General features: G+C 69.4%; 19 protein-coding genes and 2 rRNA genes. 6 read left to right on the top strand and 15 right to left on the bottom strand.

Going from position 1 to position 21,750, the window contains the following annotated elements; genetic code table 11:
- Positions 1 to 4: 4 nt before the first annotated feature.
- The 3 genes from ABEB06_RS21385 to ABEB06_RS21375 all read right to left on the bottom strand — a co-directional run bounded on the left by ABEB06_RS21385 (position 5) and on the right by ABEB06_RS21375 (position 2,523).
- Positions 5 to 1,279 (bottom strand): hypothetical protein, encoded by a 1,275-nt coding sequence (locus tag ABEB06_RS21385; protein ID WP_345698479.1) that lies wholly within the window; start codon positions 1,277 to 1,279, stop codon positions 5 to 7.
- Complete coding sequence (locus ABEB06_RS21380; protein WP_345698478.1) at positions 1,269 to 2,093, bottom strand: hypothetical protein; 825 nt, start codon at positions 2,091 to 2,093, stop codon at positions 1,269 to 1,271. Before ABEB06_RS21380 ends, ABEB06_RS21385 begins: the two co-directional genes overlap by 11 nt.
- A 76-nt stretch (positions 2,094 to 2,169) precedes the next feature.
- The gene (locus ABEB06_RS21375) at positions 2,170 to 2,523 is read right to left on the bottom strand and encodes a hypothetical protein (RefSeq protein WP_345698477.1); all 354 of its coding nucleotides are present in this window, start codon (positions 2,521 to 2,523) and stop codon (positions 2,170 to 2,172) included.
- Positions 2,524 to 2,770: 247 nt separating this feature from the next.
- Here ABEB06_RS21375 and ABEB06_RS21370 point away from each other — a divergent pair, with 247 nt between their 5' ends.
- Both ABEB06_RS21370 and ABEB06_RS21365 read left to right on the top strand, forming a co-directional pair.
- Positions 2,771 to 3,820, top strand: coding sequence for a C40 family peptidase (locus ABEB06_RS21370; RefSeq protein ID WP_345701929.1), 1,050 nt, complete (start codon positions 2,771 to 2,773; stop codon positions 3,818 to 3,820).
- Positions 3,821 to 3,985: 165 nt separating this feature from the next.
- Positions 3,986 to 4,702: a phosphatase PAP2 family protein gene (locus tag ABEB06_RS21365; RefSeq protein WP_345698476.1), complete on the top strand. Its 717-nt coding sequence runs from the start codon at positions 3,986 to 3,988 to the stop codon at positions 4,700 to 4,702.
- A gap of 89 nt (positions 4,703 to 4,791) precedes the next feature.
- On the opposite strand, the gene ABEB06_RS21360 is transcribed toward ABEB06_RS21365, so the two are convergent.
- Positions 4,792 to 4,992 carry a hypothetical protein gene (locus ABEB06_RS21360; protein ID WP_345698475.1) on the bottom strand — a complete coding sequence of 67 codons (201 nt, stop codon included), beginning with the start codon at positions 4,990 to 4,992 and terminating at the stop codon, positions 4,792 to 4,794.
- Positions 4,993 to 5,142: 150 nt separating this feature from the next.
- Between ABEB06_RS21360 and ABEB06_RS21355 the strand changes: the two genes are divergently transcribed.
- Both ABEB06_RS21355 and ABEB06_RS21350 read left to right on the top strand, forming a co-directional pair.
- Positions 5,143 to 5,979: an SCO4651 family lipoprotein gene (locus ABEB06_RS21355; RefSeq protein ID WP_345698474.1), complete on the top strand. Its 837-nt coding sequence runs from the start codon at positions 5,143 to 5,145 to the stop codon at positions 5,977 to 5,979.
- 151 nt (positions 5,980 to 6,130) lie between these two features.
- A complete protein-coding gene (locus ABEB06_RS21350) occupies positions 6,131 to 6,304 on the top strand; it encodes a hypothetical protein (protein WP_345698473.1) in 174 nt (57 codons plus the stop codon).
- 7 nt (positions 6,305 to 6,311) lie between these two features.
- On the opposite strand, the gene ABEB06_RS21345 is transcribed toward ABEB06_RS21350, so the two are convergent.
- The gene (locus ABEB06_RS21345) at positions 6,312 to 6,641 is read right to left on the bottom strand and encodes a metal-sensitive transcriptional regulator (protein ID WP_345698472.1); all 330 of its coding nucleotides are present in this window, start codon (positions 6,639 to 6,641) and stop codon (positions 6,312 to 6,314) included.
- 236 nt (positions 6,642 to 6,877) lie between these two features.
- Here ABEB06_RS21345 and ABEB06_RS21340 point away from each other — a divergent pair, with 236 nt between their 5' ends.
- A complete protein-coding gene (locus ABEB06_RS21340) occupies positions 6,878 to 7,498 on the top strand; it encodes a DUF47 domain-containing protein (protein WP_345698471.1) in 621 nt (206 codons plus the stop codon).
- 11 nt (positions 7,499 to 7,509) lie between these two features.
- Positions 7,510 to 8,502: an inorganic phosphate transporter gene (locus ABEB06_RS21335; protein WP_425559790.1), complete on the top strand. Its 993-nt coding sequence runs from the start codon at positions 7,510 to 7,512 to the stop codon at positions 8,500 to 8,502.
- Between the two features lie 115 nt (positions 8,503 to 8,617).
- Here the strand turns inward: ABEB06_RS21335 and pstB are convergent, their stop codons facing one another.
- From pstB to ABEB06_RS21285, 10 genes are all read right to left on the bottom strand, one after another.
- The gene (pstB, locus tag ABEB06_RS21330) at positions 8,618 to 9,394 is read right to left on the bottom strand and encodes a phosphate ABC transporter ATP-binding protein PstB (protein WP_345698469.1); all 777 of its coding nucleotides are present in this window, start codon (positions 9,392 to 9,394) and stop codon (positions 8,618 to 8,620) included.
- Between the two features lie 38 nt (positions 9,395 to 9,432).
- Positions 9,433 to 10,506: a phosphate ABC transporter permease PstA gene (pstA, locus tag ABEB06_RS21325; RefSeq protein ID WP_345698468.1), complete on the bottom strand. Its 1,074-nt coding sequence runs from the start codon at positions 10,504 to 10,506 to the stop codon at positions 9,433 to 9,435.
- Positions 10,503 to 11,486, bottom strand: coding sequence for a phosphate ABC transporter permease subunit PstC (pstC, locus tag ABEB06_RS21320; protein WP_345698467.1), 984 nt, complete (start codon positions 11,484 to 11,486; stop codon positions 10,503 to 10,505). The genes pstA and pstC overlap by 4 nt, the downstream gene beginning before the upstream one ends.
- A 169-nt stretch (positions 11,487 to 11,655) precedes the next feature.
- Positions 11,656 to 12,777: a phosphate ABC transporter substrate-binding protein PstS gene (gene pstS, locus ABEB06_RS21315; RefSeq protein WP_345698466.1), complete on the bottom strand. Its 1,122-nt coding sequence runs from the start codon at positions 12,775 to 12,777 to the stop codon at positions 11,656 to 11,658.
- A gap of 207 nt (positions 12,778 to 12,984) precedes the next feature.
- Entirely contained in the window at positions 12,985 to 13,443 is a 459-nt protein-coding gene (locus tag ABEB06_RS21310) for an NUDIX hydrolase (protein WP_425559789.1), read from the bottom strand.
- A 22-nt stretch (positions 13,444 to 13,465) separates the two neighbouring features.
- Entirely contained in the window at positions 13,466 to 14,548 is a 1,083-nt protein-coding gene (locus tag ABEB06_RS21305) for a CHAD domain-containing protein (RefSeq protein ID WP_345698465.1), read from the bottom strand.
- Positions 14,549 to 14,696: 148 nt separating this feature from the next.
- Positions 14,697 to 17,087, bottom strand: coding sequence for an RNA degradosome polyphosphate kinase (locus ABEB06_RS21300; protein WP_345698464.1), 2,391 nt, complete (start codon positions 17,085 to 17,087; stop codon positions 14,697 to 14,699).
- A gap of 281 nt (positions 17,088 to 17,368) precedes the next feature.
- Complete coding sequence (gene mshD, locus ABEB06_RS21295) at positions 17,369 to 18,286, bottom strand: mycothiol synthase (RefSeq protein ID WP_345698463.1); 918 nt, start codon at positions 18,284 to 18,286, stop codon at positions 17,369 to 17,371.
- A gap of 102 nt (positions 18,287 to 18,388) precedes the next feature.
- Positions 18,389 to 18,505 (bottom strand): 5S ribosomal RNA (gene rrf, locus ABEB06_RS21290).
- Between the two features lie 74 nt (positions 18,506 to 18,579).
- Positions 18,580 to 21,684 (bottom strand): 23S ribosomal RNA (locus tag ABEB06_RS21285).
- Between the last annotated feature and the right edge of the window lie 66 nt (positions 21,685 to 21,750).

The following is a 21,750-nucleotide window of genomic DNA, read 5'->3' as shown; positions in this document are numbered from 1 at the left end:
CCCGTCACCCTCCCTTCGTTGGATTGCTCGACGGAGCCTGGACTGCGGACTGCGGAGGCGGCGAGGCCGGCCGCGGCGGGGACGCCGGGCCGCGGCCCGCGTGCGCGGCGATGCCCGGCGCGACCCCGCCGCCGCCCGCACCCGGGCTGGCGTTGGCGGTCTGCGGGCCGCCCCGCGAACCGTGCGTGGAGATGCCCTGCTTCACCAGGTTCGCCGGACCGTTGATCATCGCGCTGCCGGCCTGCACGGCATTCGCCCGCGCCCCGCGCATCGCCAGCATCTCGTCGCCGAACCCCGGCACGAAGCGGTACACCGACGCGCTCGCGAAGATCGACAGGAACAGGATCGCCAGGCCCGACAGCACCTTCGCGAAGTCGTCACCCGCCCCGGCCCCGGTCGCCACCGCGCCCGCCAGCCCCAGGATGATCACGATGATCGGCTTCGCCAGGTCCACGGCCAGCATCAGGCCCGCCCAGCGGCGCACGTGCTTCCACAGCTGCTTGTCCACCAGCCCCGCGTACACCGCCGTGCCCAGCAGCGCGCCCACGTACAGCATCGCCGCGCGGATCAGCAGCTCCAGCCAGAGCACCGCGGCGGCCAGCACCGCGACCAGCGACACGATGATCAGGATCAGCGGCCCGCCGCCCAGCGTGCCCTTCTCCAACGTGTCCGCGAACCCGCCCAGGTACGTGCCGGTGTCCGACTTCGTCCCCGCCGCGATCGCCGCCGTCAGACCGTCCGTCGCGCTCACGACCGTGTACAGGATCAACGGCGTGAACGCCGACGCCACCACCGTCAGCCACAGGAACCCGATCGCCTCCGAGAACGCCTGCGTCAACGGCGCCCCCCGCACCGCCCGCTTCGTCACCGCCAGCAGCCACAGCACCAGCGTGATGATCGTCGAACCCGCGAACACCACCGCGTACTGCTGCAGGAACGCCGCATTGGTGAAGTCCACCTGCGTCGTCCCGTCGATCCCCGCCGACAGCTGCCGCACCACCCAGGCCGCCGCCTGCGCACACCCCTTCGCCAACGACCCCAACGGATCGGCGACGCTCCCCACACTCTCCGACCCCGGAATCACCGTCGCCCCGGCAGGAGCGCAGATCTGATCCGCTCCGGCCACCGGGAGGTCGACGTTGCAGCTGGCCGCCGGGCTCGGGCTGGGAGCTGCGGAGACCTGGTGCGCCACGGTCAGGACGGCAAGCTGGACACCGGCGAGCGCCGTGCCCACTGCAGCCGCGCGGCGAATGATTCCCGTAGGACCGTCAGCGTGCATAGCGGAAGCCTCCGAACTGCTGGACGGCGCCGGTGATCTCCTCGGAGGTCGCGGCCTGCTGGTCGCCGGGGACGGGGGCCGGGCCGGCCTTCCGGCTGTAGTCGGTGAGCTTCCAGTCGCTGCCGGTCCAGCGCATGGTGAGGGTGAGGGTGAACCAGTTCTCGCTGACCGGGAGGGTCGAGCTCTGGCCGGCGAGGCCGAGCAGGCCGGTGCACCAGACCTCGATCCGGGTACCGGTGTCGGAGAAGTTCACGGTCTTCGTGCCGACCGGGGTGGTGCGGCTGACGAAGGTGAGGCCCTTGGGGGCCTTGCCCTGGGCGTCGAGGCCGAACCTGGCGGTGGTCTCCGGGGTGAAGGCCTGGTCGAGGCGGGATTGGAGTTGGGGGAGGACGGTGGGGTCGGCGAGGGTGGTGACGATGGTGTGGCGGGGGTCGGTGCGGAACATGTCGGCGGAGCCGAGGGCGACGGCGTAGTTGGCGGCGGCCGACTGCGCCCCTTGGTCGCTGTGCGGGAAGCCGCCGGCGATGCCGTTGGTGGCGGTGGTGACGGGTTGCTGGCCGGTGGCGGCGGTGTCGGCGGGGGCGGGCGTGGCGGCGCCCGCCCGGTCTGCGGAGCCGGTGCCGCCGGTGGGGCGGCCGGGGTCGGCCTTGTCGCGGTTGGCGAAGGAGATGGCGAGGACGAGGAGGGTGACGACGCCGAGGACGGTCAGCAGGGTGCGGACGGGGCGGGGCTGACGGCCGCTCAGTTGGTGGGCGGACTGTTCGGCGACCGGTAGCCGCGTACGGGTGTGCGGCTGGTCGTCGGACAACGGCACGGCGGCCCTCCTGGGTCCTGGTCCTGATGGTCGTGGTGGCTGGACGGCCTGGGGAGGCCGTCCGGTCGTCGGATCGTCAGATGGCCATGCCGTAGACAATGGTGAACAGGGTGCCGAGGGAACCGATGATGAACACGCCGGTCAGGCCGGCGATGATCAGCCCCTTGCCCTGTTCGGCGCTGAAGGTGTCGCGCATCGCGGTGGCGCCGATCCGCTGCTTGGCCGCCCCCCAGACCGCGAGGGCCAGGCAGGCCAGGATGGCCACGGCCATGACGACCTCGACCATCACCCGGGCCTCGGAGCCCAGGCTGGCGAAGGGGCCCCAGTCGGGGGCGATTCCGCCGATGATGGTGTCGATATTGGCCTTCTTCGGCGGGTCCTCGGCCAGGTACCCGATGACCTTGCTGTCCGCCACGCTGCTCAGGTTCATTTCATCTCACCGCCCGATCAGGCAAATTCAAGGCCCCGGACCAGGGTGGAGCGAAGGGGCAGGTCCTATTCTTGGCCAGAACTGATGTCGACTTGGCTACTTCTCGTGGATTGGTCGTGAGGTCAGGGGCACGTACGGGAGGATGTCCACGGTACGAAGGATACTGCTCACTCTTTGTATCTCTGATGATTGCACTGGGCAACGCCGTACAGGACACTGCTGCTGACGCTTCGTCGGGATGGTGCTGATGGTACTCCGCAAGGCAGGCGCCGCCGCCGGTGCGGCGGCAGTTGTGGCCGTGGGCTTCACGGCCGTGGTGGTGCTGGGGACGTACGCGGCCAGTGGGACGCCCCGTCAGGCCTCCAGCCACCTGGCGCTGTCGGGGAAGACGGTGCCCGCCGAGTACCGGTCGACGATCGAGCGCTGGGGCGTGCTGTGCGCGGAGATCTCCCCCCCGATGCTGGCGGCGCAGTTGTACCAGGAGAGCGGATTCGACCCGAGGGCGAAGAGTCCGGCGAAGGCGTACGGGATGGCGCAGTTCCTGGAGGGCACCTGGGCGACGTACGGGACGGACGGGAACGGCGACGGCAAGCGGGACATCTGGGACCCGTCGGACGCGATCGCCTCGGCGGCGACCTATGACTGCGCGCTCGCCAAGGACGTGTCGAAGGTGCCGGGCGACCGGCAGGCGAACATGCTCGCCGCTTACAACGCCGGCCCCTACGCGGTGATAAAGAACGGCGGTGTCCCGCCGTACCGGGAGACCCAGGGGTACGTGAAGAACATCCAGGCGCTGGCCCGGAACTTCACCGCGCCGGCCGTCGGCAGTTCGATCAGCCTGTCGCGGCAGGCGGCCGGGGCGATCTACTACGCGCAGACCAAGCTGGGCACCGACTACCTGTGGGGCGGTGAGGGCCTGCCCTCGCAGAACGGGCGGTTCGACTGCTCGGGGCTGACCCGGGCGGCCTTCGAGAGCGTGGGGATCACCCTGCCCCGGGTGGCCAACGACCAGTGGAACGCCGGGCCGCACCCGTCCAGGGACCAGCTGAGCCCGGGCGACCTGGTGTTCTTCGCCTCGGACCCGGAGGACCCGCGGTCGATCCACCACGTCGGCATCTACGTGGGCGGCGGATACATGATCGACGCGCCGCACACCGGAGCGAAGATCCGCTACGACACGATCGACCAGAGGGAGTACTACGGCGCGACCCGGGTGACCGCGGACGGCGCCGAGGCGTTGCCGGTGCGCGGGGACGACGGCTCGATCACCGCGGGTCAAGGCCCGGCAAAGAGCTGACCTGCCGTTCGATCGGCGTGTGCATGCCGCGTGGACGGCCAGTCAAGTTTCCATAACGTCGCCCGGCTGCGGAAACCCCCGGCCGCGCACCCGGCGTTGTGATCACTGTGGTCCGTACCGGCGGACACCCGGGCGGACACCGGAGGACGGACAGGGAGGTGCGGCGTGGCGACGCTGCTCGCCGACACGGGCAACGCCGACATCGGCCTGCTGCGCGCCGTGAACGGCCTGGCCGTCGGGGCGCCGCGCTGGCTGGACTCGGCGGTCTCCTGGATCGGGGAGTACGGCATCCTGCTGGGCCTGGCCGCGCTCGGCCTGGCCGCCTGGCTGCGGGCCCGCCGCCGGCCGGACGCGCCGGTCGCGGTGGCCGGCCTGCTCTGGGCGCCGCTGGCGGTGGCCCTGGCCGAGCTGGCCAACCTGCCGATCTCCCGGATCGTCGACCGGCCGCGCCCCTTCGTGGACCACCCGGAGCTGGTGGTGCTGGTGGAGGGCAAGGAGGGCACGCTCTCCTTCGTCAGCGACCACTCGGCGATGTCGATGGGCATCGCGGTGGCCCTGCTGCTGGTCGACCGCCGGATCGGCCTGGTCGCCGGCGCGCTGGCGCTGCTCCAGGGCCTGTGCCGGATGTACCTGGGGGTGCACTACCCGACCGACGTGCTCGGCGGCTACGCGCTGGCCACCGCCGTGGTGCTGCTGCTGGCGCCGATCGCGATGGCGGTGCTGGTGCCGTTCTGCCACTCGCTGACCCGGACGGCGCTGGCCCCGCTGGTGGTGGCCCGGCGCCGCGGCGGCGAGTCCGGCCGGCGCCGGCGCGGGCGGGGTGCCCCGGCCCGGGCGGCCCGCAGCGAGGAGCCGGCCCGGGAGTCCGACCTGGCCGCCTGAGCGGCCCGGCCGGGCCCGGCGCGCCACCGGCAGCCCCGGGCCCGGCCCGTACAGCTCCGAGGGGCCCCGGAAGGGCCCCTGAGCGGGTGTCAGCCGGGTTCCGGCGGTCCGGCCGGGTGTTCGGCCAGGTGCTCGCCGACGTCGCGGCGGGCGCGGTCCCGGGAGCGGCGGCCGGGTGCGAACCAGCCGCAGGAACAGGTGGCGAAACAGAAGGAGCCGCGTTCCTCGACGACGGCCCGGTGGGCGGCCGACGGAGCGGTCCCGACGCGGGCGGGCGGCTCGCTGTTCACGTGCTTCACCGTAACGCGGGCACCCGTCCGGACGAAACGCCCTACCTGTGCGTAACCTCCTGCGCCCCAACTCGTTTGACGGACAAGAGCTCTGCCCATCCGGGGCGGCGGCTTGCCGGGCACCCGGGGCCCGAGGGGGTTTGTCGAGAAGTGAAGAAGCTGCATCTGTCCGCCGCCGTCGCCGTGCTCGCCGCCGCGCTGTCCGCCTGCTCGGGCGGAGGTGGCGGCCACGCCCAGGACGCGTCCGCGGACCAGCTGGCCGCCGATCCGGTGACGGCGATCCGCAACGCCGCCGACATCACCGGTCGGACCGGTTCGGTGCACGCGAGGACCGAGCTGACCACCGAGTCCGCCGAGAAGAAGGCCGTGTTCAACGGCACCGGCGGCTACGACTACGTGAAGCGGCTGGGTCGGCTGGAGATCGACGTCCCGCCCGGCGCCGCCACCACCGGCAGGATCACCGAGGTGGTCCTGCCGGGCACGGTCTACCTGCAGAACAGCGGGGCCAAGATCCCCGAGGGCAAGTGGGTCAAGCTGGACGTCCGCCAGTTGCCGGACGGCAACCTGGTCTCCAGCGGCGCCACCGACCCGGCCTCCGCGGCGGGTGCGCTGCGCGGCGCGCAGACCGCCGAGCTGGTCGGCTCCGAGACGGTGGGCGGGGTCGAGCTCAAGCACTACAAGGGCACCCTGGACCTGGCCAAGGCCGCCGAGGTGACCGGCGGCCGCGGTGCGGACGGGCTGCGGATGGCCGCCCAGACCTTCACCGTCAAGGAGGTCCCGTACGAGGCCTGGCTGGACGCGCAGGGCCGGCTGCACAAGGTGGTGGAGACCTTCGCCTTCGCCGGGGTGGCCGGTTCCAAGGCGCCCAAGGACCAGGTGAAGGTGGTCTCGACGACCTCGCTCAGCGACTTCGGCAAGCCGGTGGAGGCCGCCGAGCCGGCCGCCTCGGAGATCTACTCGATGAAGGCCTCGGCGCCCGCGAAGTGAGCCCGGAGTGGGCCCGCGGCAGCGGCGGCCCCACCCGTTCGGTGCGGCAGAGATGGCCCGTCCGTGCCATGTGGCCGGGGCCTTCGCTGCCTACGCTGGACGGACGGGGCTGCCGTCCTGACCGGCAGGTGGCGCTGAAGGGGTGGTGCAGGTGGCGTCCGCGGACGGCCGTGCAGGTGCAGGCGGCCACGACAAGACCGCGCTCGACGAGATCGAGCTGGCCGGCGAGCTGATGATCGCCGCCTCGGCCAGCAGCGGCGAGCGGCTGGCCGACGAGGAGATCGACGAGGTGCTGCTGGACCGCCGCACCGGGGACGGCGGCTGACCGCCGGTCAGGAGCGCAGCAGCCGGGCGATGGCGGCGGTGGCCTCCGCCACCTTGCCGTCCAGCTCGGCGCCGCCCTCCTCGGCCGCGGCCGCGACGCAGTGCCGCAGGTGCTCCTCCAGCAGGGAGAGCGCGAAGGCCTGGATCGCCTTGGTCGAGGCCGAGACCTGGGTCAGGATGTCGATGCAGTAGACGTCCTCGTCGACCATCCGCTGCAGACCGCGGATCTGGCCCTCGATCCGGCGCAGCCGCTTGAGGTGCGCGTCCTTCTGCTCGCTGTACCCGTGCGGTCCGTGGTGGCCGTGCTGCTCCGCGTCCTGGGTGTCGGTGGTGGTCATCCGCGCCGCCTCGTGTCTCGCCCTGCTCGCCCTTGTCGGGCGTCATTTTCCAACACCCGCGGCGCCCGCGCTGTTCCTCCGTCCGGGCGTCTGCTGAGGGATCCCCGTGCACAGCGGGAGCAAACCGGGTGACCTTGGGCCAGACTGGTGCCTCGCGCGTCAGCCCCCGTTTGGGCAGTTCGAACGGCTTGCGCCTAGCATCGCCTGTGTCCGTACCCCGCACATCGGAGATCTCCGTGCGTTTTAGCCTGACCCCGAAGGAGACGAGCTTCTACGACATGTTCGCCGCTGCGGCGGAGAACCTGGTCGTCGGATCGAAGCTTCTGTTGGAACTGCTGGGATCAGACGTGTCGGCCCGCGCGGAGATCGTCGAGCGCATGCGCGCCGCCGAGCACGCCGGTGACGACACCACCCATGCGATCTTCCACCAGCTGAACTCCTCCTTCATCACGCCCTTCGACCGCGAGGACATCTACTCCCTCGCCTCGTCGCTGGACGACATCATGGACTTCATGGAGGAGGCCGTCGACCTGGTCGTCCTCTACGACATCGAGACCCTGCCGAAGGGCGTCGAGCAGCAGATCGAGGTGCTGGCGCGGGCGGCCGAGCTGACCGCGGACGCGATGCCGCGGCTGCGCGGGATGAGCGGTCTGACCGAGTACTGGATCGAGATCAACCGGCTGGAGAACCAGGCCGACCAGATCCACCGCAAGCTGCTGGCCCACCTGTTCTCCGGGCAGTACGACGCGATCGAGGTGCTCAAGCTCAAGCAGGTGGTCGACGTCCTGGAAGAGGCGGCTGACGCGTTCGAGCACGTCGCCAACACGGTGGAGACCATCGCCGTCAAGGAGTCCTGACCGCCGTGGACATGGCAGCACTGATCGCCGTCATCGGCGTGGCCTTCTTCTTCACCTACACCAACGGCTTCCACGACTCGGCGAACGCGATCGCCACCTCGGTCTCCACCCGGGCGCTCACCCCGCGGGCGGCCCTGGCGATGGCAGCGGTGATGAACCTGGCCGGTGCCTTCCTGGGCAGCGGGGTGGCGAAGACCGTCTCCAAGGGCATCATCGAGACCCCCACAGGCTCGCAGGGCATGGCGATCCTCTTCGCCGCGCTGGTCGGCGCGATCGCCTGGAACCTGACCACCTGGTACTTCGGCCTGCCGTCCTCCTCCTCGCACGCGCTGTTCGGCGGCCTGGTCGGCGCGGCGCTGGCCGGCGGTACGGCGGTGATCTGGAGCGGCGTGGTCGACAAGATCATCATTCCGATGGTGATCTCCCCGGTGGTCGGCCTGATGGGCGGCTTCCTGGTGATGCTGGGCATCCTGTGGCTCTTCCGGCGGGCCAACCCGCACCGGGCCAAGCGCAACTTCCGGGTGGCGCAGACCGCCTCGGCGGCGGCGATGGCGCTGGCGCACGGCCTGCAGGACGCCCAGAAGACCATGGGCATCGTGGTGATGGCCCTGGTGATCTCCGGCCACCAGCACGGCAACGACATCCCGATCTGGGTCAAGATCTCCTGCGCGACCATGCTCTCGCTGGGCACCTACGCGGGTGGCTGGCGGATCATGCGGACCCTCGGACGCAAGATCATCGAGCTGGACCCGCCGCAGGGCTTCGCCTCCGAGGCCACCGCCTCGACGGTCATGTACATCACCTCGTTCGTCTACGCGGCGCCCATCTCCACCACCCACGTGATCACCTCGGCGATCATGGGTGTGGGCGCCACCAAGCGGATCCGCGCGGTCCGCTGGGGCGTGGCGAAGAACATCGTGCTCGGCTGGTTCATCACCATGCCGGCCGCGGCCCTGGTGGCCGCGGCGATGTACGGGATCCTCGCGCTGGTCTTCGACTTCTGAGGCCGGCCGGGCTCCGCCCGCACCAAGGTGAAGGCCCGCCCCCCACAGCACGGGGGGCGGGCCTTCGGGCTTCGCGGCGGCACCGCCATGCAGCACCGCGAAGCGGCTCGGGGGATCAGCCGAAGCGGCCGGAGATGTAGTCCTCGGTGGCCTGCACGGACGGGTTGGAGAAGATCCGCTGGGTGTCGTCCAGCTCGATCAGCTTGCCCGGCTGGCCGACGCCGGCCAGGTTGAAGAAGGCGGTGCGGTCGGAGACGCGGGCCGCCTGCTGCATGTTGTGGGTCACGATGACGATCGTGTACTGGGACTTCAGCTCGCCGATCAGGTCCTCGATGGCGAGGGTGGAGATCGGGTCGAGGGCGGAGCAGGGCTCGTCCATCAGCAGGACCTCCGGCTCGACCGCGATGGCGCGGGCGATGCACAGGCGCTGCTGCTGACCGCCGGAGAGGCCGGCGCCGGGCTTGTTCAGCCGGTCCTTGACCTCGTTCCAGAGGTTGGCGCCCTTGAGGGACTTCTCCACCACGCCGTCCAGCACGGACTTCTTCTTCACGCCGGCGAGCTTCAGCCCGGCGACCACGTTGTCGTAGATCGACATGGTCGGGAAGGGGTTGGGGCGCTGGAACACCATGCCGACCGAGCGGCGGACGGCGACCGGGTCGACGTTGTTGCCGTACAGGTTCTCGTCGTCCAGCATCACCTTGCCCTCGACCCGGGCGCCGGGGATCACCTCGTGCATCCGGTTGAGGGTGCGCAGGAAGGTGGACTTGCCGCAGCCCGAGGGGCCGATGAAGGCGGTCACCGAGCGGGGCTCGACGGTCATCGAGATGTCCTCGATGGCCTTGGTGGAGCCGTAGAAGGCCGACAGTCCGCTGACGTCGATGCGCTTGGCCATGATCTTTCTTCTCTCTGCTTCGTCTCGTACGTCAGTCGTCAGTGGCCGGTCCTGGGCGAGCGCCAGCGGGCGATGCCGCGCGCGATGAGGTTGAGACCCATCACGAAGGCGATCAGCACCAGCGCGGCGCCCCAGGCGCGGGCGTAGCCGAAGTCGTTGTTGACCATCGAGTACTGCTGCCAGATGTAGAGCGGCAGCGACTGCTGCGGCCCGTTGAACGGGTCGCTGTTGATGAAGTCGGCACCGAACACCAGCATCATCACGGGGGCGGTCTCGCCGGTGATGCGGGCGACCGCCAGCATCACGCCGGTGGTGATGCCGCCGATGGCCGTCGGCAGGACGATCCGCAGGATGGTCTTCCACTTCGGCACGCCGAGCGCGTACGAGGCCTCGCGGAGCTCGTTCGGGACGAGCTTGAGCATCTCCTCGGTCGAGCGGACCACGACCGGCATCATCAGGATCGCCAGCGCGAGGCTGCCGGAGAAGCCCGAGTACTGGAAGCCGAGGGCGATGTTCCAGAGCGAGAGGATGAACAGACCGGCGACGACGGACGGGACACCCGTCATGACGTCGACGAAGAAGGTGACCCAGCGGGCGAGCCGGCCGCGGCCGTACTCGACCAGGTAGACGGCGGTCAGCAGACCGACCGGGGCGGCCATCAGGGTGGCCAGCAGGACCTGCTCCAGGGTGCCGATGATGGCGTGGTAGATGCCGCCGTCCGGGGTCATCGAGGCGACGACGCCCTTCATGGAGTGCGTCAGGAACTCGCCGTCGATCGCGCCGATGCCCTGCTGGACCGTGTAGAAGGTCAGCGCGGCGAGCGGCACCACGGCCAGGACGAAGGCGACCCAGACCATCGAGGTGGCCAGGCGGTCCTTGGCCTGTCGGCGGCCCTCGACCCTGGCGGCCACGGCGTAGCCGATCAGGACGTACAGCAGCGCCGAGATCAGGCCCCACTGCAGGTGGCTCTCCAGGCCGGCGGCGGCGCCGATGCCGCAGCCGAGGGCGACGGAGACGGCGGCCACGGCGGCCGGGGCCCAGCTGGGCAGCTGGGCGTTGGTCAGCCGCCGGTGCAGCCGGGAGTCGGAGGGAGCGGTGGTCAGCGTGCTCATGAGTTGGCCCCCGAGTACTCCTTGCGGCGGGCGATGATCAGTCGCGCCGCGCCGTTCACCAGCAGGGTGATGACGAACAGGACGAGACCGGAGGCCATCAGGGCGTCCCGCCCGAAGGGCTGGGCCTCGTTGAACTTCAGCGCGATGTTCTGCGCGAAGGTGCCGCCGCCCGGGTCGAGCAGGTGCAGCGACAGGATGCTGTTGGTGGACAGCACGGTGGCGACCGCGATGGTCTCGCCGAGCGCGCGGCCGAGGCCGAGCATCGAGGCCGAGATGATGCCGGGGCGGCCGAAGGGCAGCACCGCGGTGCGGATCATCTCCCAGCGGGTGGCGCCGAGGGCCAGGGCCGCCTCCTCGTGCATCCGCGGGACCTGGCGGAACACCTCGCGGGAGACCGCGGTGATGATCGGCAGGATCATGATCGCCAGCAGGATGCCGACGGTGAACAGGGTGCGCGGCGGGACGCCGGACTTGGTCTGGTCGAAGATGTACGTCCAGCTCAGGTACTGGTCCATCCAGCTGCTCAGGCCGTCCATGTGCGGGACGAGGAAGAGCACGCCCCACAGGCCGTAGACGATCGAGGGGACCGCGGCCAGCAGGTCCACCAGGTAGGCGAACGGCTGGGCGATCCGGCGCGGCGCGTAGTGCGAGATGAACAGCGCGATGCCGACCGCGATCGGCACGGCGATCACCATCGCGATGAGCGCGGAGACCAGGGTGCCGAAGACCAGGACGGCGATGCCGAACTTGGGCTCCGCGGCGTCCGGGGTCCACTCGAAGGTGGTGAGGAAGTTGCCCGTGTTCCCGGACAGCGCGATCGAGGACCGGTACGCGAGGAAGCCCGCGATCGCGGCCATCACGACCAGCAGCAGGATGCCCGATCCACGGGAGAGGTTGAAGAACACGGCGTCACCGAGGCGGCTGTCGCCCCGGCGTCGGCGGGCCCTGCCCTGCGTGGTGGCAGGGGGTGAAGAAGTCATGATCGATAACTCCGGTCTGACGGCGCTGCCCCGCGAGGAGGGCGGCACCTGGCGGCGGTGCCCCGGACGGTCTTGGTTCCCGGTGGTGCTGTGGTGCTGTCCTGCCCGGCCGGGCGGCCCCGCCCCCCTCCGTCGGAGGCCGCCCGGCCGGTGGTTCGGCGGCTCGGGATCAGGCGAGCGCGGTGACCGCGGCCTGGACCTTGGCGGCCAGGTCCTTCGGCAGCGGCACGTAGCCGGTGGCGCCGATGGCCTGCTGGCCGGCGTCGCTGGCGGTGTAGGTCAGGAAGGACTTCAGCAGCTCCAGGCTGTCGGCCTTGTTGCCCTTGTCGCAGACGATCTCGTAGGTGACCAGGGTGAGCGGGTAGGCGCCCTCCTCCTTGGTCGCGTAGTCGATGGTCAGCGCCAGGTCGGCACCGGTGCCGGCCGGCTTGGCCTTGGCCAGGGTGGTGGCGGCGTTGGCGGCGGTCGCCTCGACCGGCTTGGCGGCGCCCGTGTTGATGGCGGCGCTGTTCAGCTTGTTGGTCTGCGCGAAGGAGAGCTCGACGTAGGAGATCGAGTTCTTGACGCCCTTGACCTGGGCCGCGACACCGGCGGAGCCGTTCGCGGACTGGCCGCCCTTGCCCGCCCAGGTCTTCGAGGCCGGGTAGGTCCAGGCACCGCCCGAGGCCTTCGCCAGGTACTTGGTCAGGTTGTCGGTGGTGCCCGAGTCGTCCGAGCGGTGCACGGCCTGGATGTCGGCGGCCGGCAGGTTGACGCCCGGGTTCAGGGCGGCGATGGCCGGGTCGTTCCACTTGGTGATCTGCGAGTCGAAGATCTTCGCCAGGGTCGGCGCGTCCAGGGTGAGCTTGTCGACGCCCTCGATGTTGAAGACGATCGAGATCAGGCCGCCGACCATCGGCAGGTTGATGCCCTGGCCGCCGGTGCAGACCTGCTTCGAGGCGTCGACCTCGGCCGGCTTCAGGGCCGAGTCGGAGCCGGCGAAGGCCACCTTGCCCTGGTTGAACTGCTGGACACCGGCGCCGGAGCCGCCGCCGCCGTAGGTGATGGTCGAGCCGGAGCAGGCAGCGGCGTACGCGGCCTTCCAGACGTCGATCGCGTTGCCCTGCGCGGTGGAGCCCGCGGCGAGCAGCGCGCCGCCCTTCGCACACGCGATCGCAGCCTTGGTGGCGGAGGCCGAGGCACCGCCGGTGGAGCCGGAGGTGTTGTTCTCGTCGGTGCCGCAAGCGGCGAGAGACAGAGCGGAGACGAGCGCCGCGGCACCGATGGCGAGGGCCTTGGGCTGGAGCTTCACAGGGGTGTCCCTTTCAGAGCGGGGCCCGTTTCGGCCCTCCGGTAACCCCGAAGTTAGGGAGCACAGGTGACGCATCAGCCGGTCGCAAATGAACGGACAGTGAACCTCGGACGGATGTCAGGAAACTGCGGTCGGTAGTAACGGTTGCGTCACAGCAAGGCCGCGACCAGATCACCCGGCCTTGATCGGGCCCGATCAAGGCCCCGATCAGCGGCCCAGCAGCTCCAGCAGGGCGTCCACCAGCAGCCGGTCCTGCGCCCGGGTCAGCCGCGCCTTCGCCTTCTTCGGCGCCAGCCACTCCAGCCGGTCCACCTCGCGGTTCGGCCGGAAAGCGCCGCCGGTCGGCACCGCCGCCCAGTACCGGACCTCCTTCGGCCGGCCCTGCACCCGGTAGTGCTGCGCCGGCAGCTCCTCCCCCAGCACGCAGCTCATCCCGGTCTCCTCCCGGACCTCCCGCAGCGCCGCCACCCGCCAGCCCTCCCCCGGCTCCAGCTTCCCCTTGGGCAGGCTCCAGTCGTCGTACTTCGGCCGGTGGATCACCGCGATCCGGGGCTTCTTCCGGTCCACCCCGTTCTTCTTCAACGGCCCCGGCACCCACAGCACCGCACCCGCCGCCAGCACGGTCGACAGGCTCGGCGCGGTCGACCGGCTCGACGGTCCCGACACCTGGCGCACGCGGTATCCCACTTCAGCCCTTCCGTGGAGCCGGCGGTCCCTCCCAGTGCCCCAGACCGGGAGCGAGGACGGGCCACTGCAGCCCGAAGGCGTACCTGGCCGCCTCCACCTCGAGTCGCTGATCAGCATGCACCACGCCGAGCACGTACGCCGTCGCCGGGGTGATCCGCGGCGTACGCGCCGCGGTCGCCGCCGTCACCGCCGCGTCCGACGCCTCCTGGTGGCGGCCCAGCACCCGGTCCAGCTCGTCCAGCCCGGCCACCGGCGAACCGCACACCTCCAGCGCGTACCGGGCCCGCTTCAGCAGGATCCGCGCCCGCAGCCACGGCTCGTCGTCCGCCGCCAGCACCGCCTCCGAGTCCGCACCCGTCCGCGCCGCCCCGGCCCCCGGCGTGCCCCCCGAGCCCAGCCGGTGCAGACCCTCACCGCCGTACGGCACCGCCGAACGCTGCAACGGCAGCAGCTCCGCCGCCTCCGCCAGCGCCCCCAGCGCGGCCGCCGCCTGCGGCAGCAGCGCCTCGGCCGGCTCCCCCGCGCAGCCCTCCGCCAACGGCACCTCGCCCGCCAGCAGCGTCATCCGGTCCGCCAGCGCGTGCAGCCGCGCCGAGCGCAGCTCCTGCAGCACCGCGGTGTGCGCCCGGGTCCGGGCCAGCGTCAGCTGCCGGTCCAGCAGCGCCCGCGCCTTCGGCGCGCCCGCATGCCCGGCCAGCATCCCCGGCGCGTCCGGCCCCGGGTCCGCCAACGAGTCCAGCGCCGCCAGCAGCCGGGCCGACCGCCGCTGGTACGCCGGCTCCGACGCCAGCAGGTTCAGCAGCCAGCGCAGCTCCGCCCGCGACTCGCGCGCCCAGGCCGGCTCGAACGCCACCGCGAAGGTGTGCAGCGCACCACCCACCCGCCGCACGGCGCGCAGCAGGTCGTCCGCGGCCGCCGCCGACGCCGGCAGCGCCCCCGGTCTGGACCCCGCCTCGCCCACCGCCTGCGGCAGCGCCCGCAGGAACACCCCCGCCTGGGCGGTCAGGTAACCCGCGAGCACCTCCCCGGCAGAGGTCGAAGACGCGGCAGGCGCCACCGGGGCCGTCGTCGGCGCATCGGTCATGGCTGTTGGCTCTCCCCGATTTCGTCCCGGACTTCCGTGCCCGGGGCTCAGGCCCGCGCCGGCTGGTCACCGGCGGGGGCGGCGCCGACCGCCCGGCGAGCAGCCGGTCGGTCGGCCGTGCGCTGGGGCTCAGCGAGTGCGCTGGGCCTCAGCGGGCGGCGGCCGCGTTGCGGTGGCGTCGCCGCGAGTCGATCAGCAGGTCCTGCACGTGCCGCAGCGGCCGCCCCTCCGCGTCCTGCGAACGGCGCGTCCACGACCCGTCCGGCCCCAGGTGCCAGGAGTCCGTCTCGTCCGACACCCCCAGGTCCAGCAGGCCCGACAGCTCGGCCCGCTGCGCCGGGTCGGCCACCCGCACCAGCGCCTCGATCCGGCGGTCCAGGTTGCGGTGCATCATGTCGGCACTGCCTATCCACACCTCCGGATCGCCGCCGTTGCCGAAGACGAAGAGCCGCGAGTGCTCCAGGAAGCGCCCCAGGATCGACCGCACCCGGATGTTCTCGCTCAGCCCCGGCACGCCCGGCCGGATCGCGCAGATGCCGCGCACCCACACGTCCACCGGCACCCCGGCCTGCGAGGCCCGGTACAGCGCGTCGATCACGACCTCGTCGACGATCGAGTTGACCTTCAGCTTCACGTACGCCGGACGCCCGGCCCGGTGGTGCGCGATCTCCCCGTTGATCCGCGAGATCAGCCCGTCGCGCAGGCCGCGCGGCGCGGTCAGCAACCGGCGGTAGGACTCCCGCCGCGAGTACCCCGACAGCCGGTTGAACAGGTCGGAGAGGTCCGCGCCGACCTGCGGGTCCGCGGTCAGCAGCCCCAGGTCCTCGTACAGCCGGGCCGTCTTCGGGTGGTAGTTGCCCGTCCCCACGTGCGAGTACCGCCGCAGCGTCTCGCCCTCCTGGCGGACCACCAGCGACAGCTTGCAGTGCGTCTTCAGCCCGATCAGGCCGTAGACCACGTGGCAGCCGGCCTCCTCCAGCTTCCGCGCCCACTTGATGTTCGCCTGCTCGTCGAACCGCGCCTTGATCTCGACCAGCACCAGCACCTGCTTGCCGGACTCGGCCGCGTCGATCAGCGCGTCCACGATCGGCGAGTCGCCCGAGGTGCGGTACAGCGTCTGCTTGATCGCCAGCACGTGCGGGTCCGCCGCCGCCTGCTCCAGGAACGCCTGCACTGAGGTCGAGAACGAGTCGTACGGGTGGTGCAGCAGCACGTCCCGCTCGCGCATCGCCGCGAAGATGTCCGGCTGCGACGCCGACTCCACGTCGGTCAGCCCGCGCGCCGTGCCCGCCACGAACTTCGGGTACTTCAGCTCCGGCCGGTCCAGGTCCGCGATCCCGAACAGACCCGTCAGGTCCAGCGGCCCGGGCAGCGGGAAGACCTCCGCCTCGGTGATGTTCAGCTCGCGCACCAGCAGGTCGAGGATGTAGGGGTCGATCGACTCCTCCACCTCCAGGCGCACCGGCGGGCCGAAGCGGCGCCGCATCAGCTCCTTCTCCAGCGCCTTCAGGATGTTCTCGGTGTCGTCCTCCTCCACCTCCAGGTCCTCGTTGCGGGTGACCCGGAACGCGTGGTGGGCGAGCACCTCCATCCCCGGGAACAGCTCCTCCAGGTGCGCCCCCATCACGTCCTCCAGCGGCACGTACCGCTGCGGCGACGCCTCCAGGAACCGGGACAGCGACTGCGGCACCTTCACCCGGGCGAAGTGCTTGTGCCCGGAGACCGGGTTCCGCACCACGACCGCCAGGTTCAGGCTGAGCCCCGATATGTAGGGGAACGGGTGCGCCGGGTCGACCGCCAGCGGCGTCAGTACCGGGAAGATCTGCTGGCGGAACAGCGTGTGCAGGCGCGCCTGCTCCTTGTCCGACAGCTCCGGCCAGCGGACCAGCTCGATGCCCTCCGTCGCGAGGTCCGGCAGCACCTCCTGCTGGAAGGTCGCCGCGTGCCGCGCCATCAGCTCCCGGGACCGACGCCAGATCAGGTCCAGCACCTCGCGCGGCTGCAGGCCGGACGCGCTGCGCTGCGCCACCCCCGTGGCGATCCGGCGCTTCAGCCCGGCCACCCGGACCATGAAGAACTCGTCCAGGTTCGAGGCGAAGATCGCCAGGAACTTGGCCCGCTCCAGCAGCGGGATCTCCGGATCCTCCGCCAGCTCCAGCACCCGCTCGTTGAACGCCAGCCAGCTGCGCTCGCGGTCCAGGAAGCGGCCCTGGGGCAGCTCAGCGTCCTCCGGCCGCGCGGTCGACGAGCCGCCGGCGATCCGGCCGTCGGCCGTCACCAGGCCGAGCGCCGCCGAGACGGCCGCCGGCAGGGCGGTGGACGCCGTGGGCTGCGCGGCAGCGGCGGGCTGTGGGGTGGCGGGCTGTGAGGAGGCGGCGGGCTGCGGCTCGGTCTCGGGCACCGCGGCGCCCTTGGCCGGGGCGGAACGCTTGGCCGCGGACTTCGCGGTCGACCGGTTGCCGGCGGCCCGGGACTTGGTGGTTCCGGCCTTCACACCGGCCTTGTCGGCCGACTCGGAGACAGGGCGGGGGATGGTCATCGTTTCCAGCTCCTCCTGCGGGGCGCAGTCCGGGCGTGGCGAAGGTCGAGGACCGTCCGCGGGCCCCTCGTCACGACCGTCCCACGCCCACCCGCCGGGCGCCGCCGGAGCGGAGCCGAGGACAGCGCGTGGAGCGCGACTACGGGGCAATACGGACGTCATCCTGCGATCTTCGCGGCGTCAATTGAATCCACGGTAAACACCGCATGGCCGGGAGGAAAGCTGAGTAGGTCACGCCTGTGGCTGCATGCGGACAACCCCTTCCGCCCAGGTCACCCCGGTCAGTGCCGCTCCACCCGGTACATCAGATCCACCTCGTGAATGGTGAACCCCAACCGTTCATATACCCGGACCGCCGCCGGATTGTCGGCATCGACGTACAGCAGCACCGATCCGGTCTTCCGGTCCAGCAGCAGGTGCCGCAGTCCGGCCGCCGTCAGCGCCCGCCCGAGCCCGCTCCCCTGCTCCGACGGCGCCACCCCGACCACGTACACCTCGCCCAGGCCGTCCGGATGCACCTTCGTCCAGTGGAAGCCCACCAGCTCCCCGTCCCGCTCCGCCAGGAAGAAGCCCGCCGGGTCGAACCAGGGCTCGGCGATCCGGTCCGCCAGGTCCGCCGCCGTCCACGACCCCTGCTCCGGGTGGTGCGCGAACGCGGCCGCGTTCAGTGCCAGCCACGCCGCGTCGTCCGCACCCGGGACGAACGTCCGCAGCGTCACCCCGGCGGGCAGCGGCTGCTCGTCCGGCGCGTCCGCCGTCCGCCGCATCTGCCGCAGCTCCCGGACCAGCTCGGCGCCGTACGCACCGGCCAGGTGCCGGGCCGCCGGGTGGCCGCCGTGCGCCCAGAAGTCCAGCGGACCCGGCTCCGCGCCCAGCACCGCGTCCACCAGCCGGCGGCCCCAGCCGCGGCCCCGCGCCGCCGGGTGCACCGCCAGCTCCACCGTTACCGGCCCGCCGCCGCCCTGCTCGACCTGCGCGTACCCCACCGGGTCCGCCCCGTCCGCCACCAGGACGTGCCGGACGTCCGCCCGGGGCTCGTCCACCCGCAACCGCAGCCGGCCCGCCTCCGACACCGCGTCCCGCCCGTCGGCCTCCGCCGACGCGGCCAGGACCGCGCGGGCCACGGCCAGGTCCTCGGCGGTCAGAACGGAAGTGGTCCGGATGTCGGCGCCGTCCGGTGCGCCGTGCGAAGTCTCCATGCCTGCGACCTTACGTCCCGTCAGCGAATACGACACCCAAGTCGCCCCGTGAACGCGAAAAAGCCCCTCCCGGGACCCGGGAGGGGCTTTCTCTGAAAGATTGTTCGGCGGCGTCCTACTCTCCCACAGGGTCCCCCCTGCAGTACCATCGGCGCTGTGAGGCTTAGCTTCCGGGTTCGGAATGTAACCGGGCGTTTCCCTCACGCTATGACCACCGAAACACTATGAAACTGTCGAGCCAGACGATGAGTCTGTTCGTGGTTTCAGAACCAACACAGTGGACGCGAGCAACTGAGGACAAGCCCTCGGCCTATTAGTACCGGTCAACTCCACCCCTCACGGGGCTTCCATATCCGGCCTATCAACCCAGTCGTCTACTGGGAGCCTTACCCTCTCGAGGAGGTGGGAGTGCTCATCTCGAAGCAGGCTTCCCGCTTAGATGCTTTCAGCGGTTATCCCTCCCGAACGTAGCCAACCAGCCATGCCCTTGGCAGGACAACTGGCACACCAGAGGTTCGTCCGTCCCGGTCCTCTCGTACTAGGGACAGCCCTTCTCAACACTCCTACGCGCACAGCGGATAGGGACCGAACTGTCTCACGACGTTCTAAACCCAGCTCGCGTACCGCTTTAATGGGCGAACAGCCCAACCCTTGGGACCTACTCCAGCCCCAGGATGCGACGAGCCGACATCGAGGTGCCAAACCATCCCGTCGATATGGACTCTTGGGGAAGATCAGCCTGTTATCCCCGGGGTACCTTTTATCCGTTGAGCGACGGCGCTTCCACAAGCCACCGCCGGATCACTAGTCCCTACTTTCGTACCTGCTCGACCCGTCGGTCTCACAGTCAAGCTCCCTTGTGCACTTACACTCAACACCTGATTGCCAACCAGGCTGAGGGAACCTTTGGGCGCCTCCGTTACCCTTTAGGAGGCAACCGCCCCAGTTAAACTACCCACCAGACACTGTCCCTGATCCGGATCACGGACCCAGGTTAGACATCCAGCACGACCAGAGTGGTATTTCAACGACGACTCCACCATGACTGGCGTCACGGATTCACAGTCTCCCACCTATCCTACACAAGCCGAACCGAACACCAATATCAAGCTATAGTAAAGGTCCCGGGGTCTTTCCGTCCTGCTGCGCGAAACGAGCATCTTTACTCGTAATGCAATTTCACCGGGCCTGTGGTTGAGACAGTCGAGAAGTCGTTACGCCATTCGTGCAGGTCGGAACTTACCCGACAAGGAATTTCGCTACCTTAGGATGGTTATAGTTACCACCGCCGTTTACTGGCGCTTAAGTTCTCAGCTTCGCCCGACCGAAATCGGACTAACCGGTCCCCTTAACGTTCCAGCACCGGGCAGGCGTCAGTCCGTATACATCGCCTTACGGCTTCGCACGGACCTGTGTTTTTAGTAAACAGTCGCTTCTCGCTGGTCTCTGCGGCCACCACCAGCTCAGGGAGCACGTCCCCTCACCAGCCGTGGCCCCCCTTCTCCCGAAGTTACGGGGGCATTTTGCCGAGTTCCTTAACCACAGTTCACCCGAACGCCTCGGTATTCTCTACCTGACCACCTGAGTCGGTTTGGGGTACGGGCCGCCATGAAACTCGCTAGAGGCTTTTCTCGACAGCATAGGATCATCCACTTCACCACAATCGGCTCGGCATCAGGTCTCAGGCTCGTGTTGTGCGGATTTGCCTACACAACGCCCTACACCCTTACCCCGGGACTACCACCGCCCGGGCTGGACTACCTTCCTGCGTCACCCCATCGCTCACCTACTACAGACTTGGACCGGCGGCTCCACCACGTCCCATCGTCCGAAGACTCCGGGCCGGCTTCACGGCCTTAGCATCACCTGGTTCGACGTTGGCGCTTCAAAGCGGGTACGGGAATATCAACCCGTTGTCCATCGACTACGCCTGTCGGCCTCGCCTTAGGTCCCGACTTACCCTGGGCAGATCAGCTTGACCCAGGAACCCTTGGTCAATCGGCGCAAGAGTTTCCCACTCTTGTATCGCTACTCATGCCTGCATTCTCACTCGTGAACCGTCCACAACTGGATTCCTCCGCTGCTTCACCCGGCACACGACGCTCCCCTACCCATCACAGCAGGCGTTGGCCCTCTTGCTGCAATGACACGACTTCGGTGGTGTACTTGAGCCCCGCTACATTGTCGGCGCGGAATCACTTGACCAGTGAGCTATTACGCACTCTTTCAAGGGTGGCTGCTTCTAAGCCAACCTCCTGGTTGTCTCTGCGACTCCACATCCTTTCCCACTTAGCACACGCTTAGGGACCTTAGTCGGTGTTCTGGGCTGTTTCCCTCTCGACCATGGAGCTTATCCCCCACAGTCTCACTGCCGCGCTCTCACTTACCGGCATTCGGAGTTTGGCTAAGGTCAGTAACCCGGTGAGGCCCATCGCCTATCCAGTGCTCTACCTCCGGCAAGAAACACGCGACGCTGCACCTAAATGCATTTCGGGGAGAACCAGCTATCACGGAGTTTGATTGGCCTTTCACCCCTAACCACAGGTCATCCCCCAGGTTTTCAACCCTGGTGGGTTCGGTCCTCCACGCGGTCTTACCCGCGCTTCAACCTGCCCATGGCTAGATCACTCCGCTTCGGGTCTTGGGCATGCAACTCAATCGCCCTGTTCGGACTCGCTTTCGCTACGGCTACCCCACACGGGTTAACCTCGCTACACACCGCAAACTCGCAGGCTCATTCTTCAAAAGGCACGCAGTCACAGCCCGAAGGCTGCCCCCACGGCTTGTAGGCACACGGTTTCAGGTACTATTTCACTCCGCTCCCGCGGTACTTTTCACCATTCCCTCACGGTACTATCCGCTATCGGTCACCAGGGAATATTTAGGCTTAGCGGGTGGTCCCGCCAGATTCACACGGGATTTCTCGGGCCCCGTGCTACTTGGGTGTTCTTCAAGCGAGCCGTACAGATTTCGCCTACGGGGGTCTTACCCTCTACGCCGGACCTTTCGCATGTCCTTCGACTATCCATACGGTTTCTGACTCGCCGACCGGCCGGCAGACCGATCAAGAAAAAACCCACGACCCCGTCACGGCAACCCCTGCCGGGTCTCACACCATGACGGTTTAGCCTCATCCGGTTTCGCTCGCCACTACTCCCGGAATCACGGTTGTTTTCTCTTCCTGCGGGTACTGAGATGTTTCACTTCCCCGCGTTCCCTCCACATACCCTATGTGTTCAGGTATGGGTGACAGCCCATGACGACTGCCGGGTTTCCCCATTCGGACACCCCCGGATCAAAGCTCGGTTGACAGCTCCCCGGGGCCTATCGCGGCCTCCCACGTCCTTCATCGGTTCCTGGTGCCAAGGCATCCACCGTGCGCCCTTAAAAACTTGGCCACAGATGCTCGCGTCCACTGTGCAGTTCTCAAACAACGACCAGACACCCACCTCACCAAGCATGGG

The sequence above is a fragment of the Kitasatospora terrestris genome, from assembly GCF_039542905.1.
Lineage (GTDB): Bacteria > Actinomycetota > Actinomycetes > Streptomycetales > Streptomycetaceae > Kitasatospora > Kitasatospora terrestris.
This window is presented reverse-complemented; position numbering and strand designations above follow the sequence as displayed.

Excerpts from the sequence above, each read along its gene's own strand:
- ABEB06_RS21385 (WP_345698479.1), bottom strand. The coding sequence starts at position 1,279 with ATGCACGCTGACGGTCCTACGGGAATCATTCGCCGCGCGGCTGCAGTG.
- mshD (WP_345698463.1), bottom strand. The coding sequence starts at position 18,286 with ATGGAGACTTCGCACGGCGCACCGGACGGCGCCGACATCCGGACCACT.
- ABEB06_RS21300 (WP_345698464.1), bottom strand. The coding sequence starts at position 17,087 with ATGACCATCCCCCGCCCTGTCTCCGAGTCGGCCGACAAGGCCGGTGTG.
- ABEB06_RS21370 (WP_345701929.1), top strand. The coding sequence starts at position 2,771 with ATGGTACTCCGCAAGGCAGGCGCCGCCGCCGGTGCGGCGGCAGTTGTG.
- ABEB06_RS21335 (WP_425559790.1), top strand. The coding sequence starts at position 7,510 with ATGGCAGCACTGATCGCCGTCATCGGCGTGGCCTTCTTCTTCACCTAC.
- pstA (WP_345698468.1), bottom strand. The coding sequence starts at position 10,506 with ATGAGCACGCTGACCACCGCTCCCTCCGACTCCCGGCTGCACCGGCGG.
- pstC (WP_345698467.1), bottom strand. The coding sequence starts at position 11,486 with ATGACTTCTTCACCCCCTGCCACCACGCAGGGCAGGGCCCGCCGACGC.
- ABEB06_RS21305 (WP_345698465.1), bottom strand. The coding sequence starts at position 14,548 with ATGACCGATGCGCCGACGACGGCCCCGGTGGCGCCTGCCGCGTCTTCG.
- ABEB06_RS21345 (WP_345698472.1), bottom strand. The coding sequence starts at position 6,641 with ATGACCACCACCGACACCCAGGACGCGGAGCAGCACGGCCACCACGGA.
- pstB (WP_345698469.1), bottom strand. The coding sequence starts at position 9,394 with ATGGCCAAGCGCATCGACGTCAGCGGACTGTCGGCCTTCTACGGCTCC.
- ABEB06_RS21375 (WP_345698477.1), bottom strand. The coding sequence starts at position 2,523 with ATGAACCTGAGCAGCGTGGCGGACAGCAAGGTCATCGGGTACCTGGCC.